This window comes from Novosphingobium resinovorum, assembly GCF_036352595.1.
In the GTDB taxonomy this organism is placed as follows: domain Bacteria; phylum Pseudomonadota; class Alphaproteobacteria; order Sphingomonadales; family Sphingomonadaceae; genus Novosphingobium; species Novosphingobium resinovorum_B.
In genome coordinates this window covers 1-2,165 of the sequence record NZ_JAZFAX010000098.1, presented here as the reverse complement: position 1 = coordinate 2,165, position 2,165 = coordinate 1, and the positions used below count along the sequence as shown (strand labels likewise).

General features: G+C 61.4%; 1 protein-coding gene and 1 pseudogene. Both read right to left on the bottom strand.

What is annotated here, in order from left to right:
- Positions 1 to 754 precede the first annotated feature (754 nt).
- Complete coding sequence (gene pcaD, locus V2S85_RS27020; protein WP_330705861.1) at positions 755 to 1,531, bottom strand: 3-oxoadipate enol-lactonase; 777 nt, start codon at positions 1,529 to 1,531, stop codon at positions 755 to 757.
- Positions 1,531 to 2,040: pseudogene (locus V2S85_RS27015) on the bottom strand (CoA-transferase); the annotation flags it as partial. The pseudogene V2S85_RS27015 and the gene pcaD, both read right to left, overlap by 1 nt.
- Positions 2,041 to 2,165: the final 125 nt, after the last annotated feature.

Genomic DNA, 2,165 nt, shown 5'->3' with positions numbered 1-2,165 from the left:
GTCAGGCCTTCGGCAACGGTGTGCAGCGTGATGCCGTTTCGGCGTTGCGGTGTTCAAAAATGTTGTGCTGGAAGCGGACCTGCTGCGGACACGGCTTATCGCTCGGTGCGGCGTATGTCTGCTAAGTCGTTGTTTATATTGGTTGCGGGGGTTCGCAACCACCGAGACCGACATGAAATCTCTACATTAGTCTAAGAACCTATATATCATCTTCATTGGCAACTTTTCCCACAAAATTGTTCCTGCCTTTTGAACAAAACACTTGTTGCGCAAGATAGAAATGCCACCGCTTCATGCAGCAAGGGCAGCGCATAGCCTCTCGGTCTTGCGCAGCGTTGCCCTTGCTGGTGCACGGGTCCATCGATCGTGTGCCCGAGATCCCCTTTTTTTACCCTAAGGCTGGAAGCCGTGCGTGAGCCTTGAGATAGGTCGCATCGATCATGACAGTTCTAGGGTCGGTGTCTGGGCAGACAAACCTTCCATCATCCGGGTGAACACCTAGAAGGCTTCGTTCAGTTCGATCACGTCGGTCCAGTCCATCGAAATCCCGGATTTTCCGCATAACCTTGCGAGCGGCCTCGATCGGCCCTGCCCCCATGATGCGCGGCGCGATGACCGATGCGGCCATGCCGATCACCCGGGCGCGCAGCGGAATGGCGGCAAGGTCATCGGCGCGAACGCCGGAGAACGAGCCGTTCAGCTTGCCGATGGGTGTGCGGATGGCATCGCAGACGAATGCTTCGGATATGAGGGGTCAGCCTTCGAGAAACGAAATGAGCGCAGCGGCTAGCGCTTCGGGCGCTTCCAGCGGCGCAAGGTGCGCGGCGGCCAGTTCGGCATGGCTGGCGCCGGGAATGCGGGCCAGCAGATGCTCGCCGTGCCCTTCGAGCGGGGTAGAAGTATCGCGCGTACCGGTGACGACCAGCGTAGTTGCGACAATCCCGCCGATCCGTGCGCCAAGGTCCATGTCGCGGATCGCGGCACCGCAGCCGGCGTAGCCTTGCGGGTCCATGGTTACCAATTGGCGGCGCACCGTCTCGTAAAGCGCGGGGTTCTTCTCGCGCAGGTCGTCGGAGAGAAAGCGGCCCATCGCGAGATCCGCGATGGCGACCATACCCGAGCTACGGACTTTGGCGATGCGCTCGTTCCACGAGGCCGCGTTCATCGTTGCGGACGTGCAGACCAGCACCAGCTTTTCCACCTGCTGCGGACGGGCCAGCGCCAATTCCATGCCGATCATGCCGCCCAGCGACAAGCCCGCGAGCGCGAACCGATTGATCCCGGCATCGTGCGCCACCGCCAGAACATCGCGCGCCAGCAGTTGCATCGAAAAGTCGCCGGGCTCGGCCGTGGAAGCACCGTGGCCGCGCGTGTCGATACGCAGCAGCCGGAAGCGCGCGCGCAGCAGCGGTAGCACCGGGTCCCACAAGTCCATGTCGGTGCCGATGGAATTGAGAAGCACTAGCGGACGGGCACCCTCGCGCCCCTCCTGCTTCCAGTAGAGCCGTGTACCGGGAACGCTGGTGAACATCAGAGTGCCTCTTCCAGCGCGGAGACGAACGGCGCGCCCGTCTTGGCGGTCACTTCCTCCAGCGTGACGCCGGGGGCGAGCTCCACCAGCGTCAGCCCGCCCGCCTTGCGATCAATGGCGAAGACGACCAGATCGCTAACGATCATGTCCACCACGCGCTTGCCGGTCAGCGGCAGGGTGCAGGCTGGCACTATCTTGGGATCGCCGTGCTTGGAGACGTGATCCTTCACCATCTTGCCCGGGAGCGTACAGTTGGCGAGGTAGCCGTCTGCCGAAACTTCCATCGCGCCCTGCACGGCCATGCCGATATGGCCGCCGCGGATCATCCCGAAGCTGTCCGCGCTGGAAAAGAAGCTGGTGGTGGGCAGGGCCGAGATCGTCTGCTTGCTGGCGTTGATCAGGTCGGGATCGACATCCTCGTCATACGAAAACGGGCCTATGCCGAGCATGCCGTTCTCGCTCTGCTGCGTGATCTTGATGCCGGCGGGGACATGATTCTCCACCAGACTAGCACTACTTTGGCAGAATTGTGATTTTCGGGATTCCCTGCAGGGGAAATGCGTGATTCATAGGGAGCCAGCTTTGATGGAGGCTGGCGATGGAAGAGGATTGGCAGCGGGATCTCGAGCATTGG

What these genes read in the sequence shown, in the direction of transcription:
- pcaD (WP_330705861.1), bottom strand. Translation starts at nt 1,531, where the DNA reads ATGTTCACCAGCGTTCCCGGTACACGGCTCTACTGGAAGCAGGAGGGG.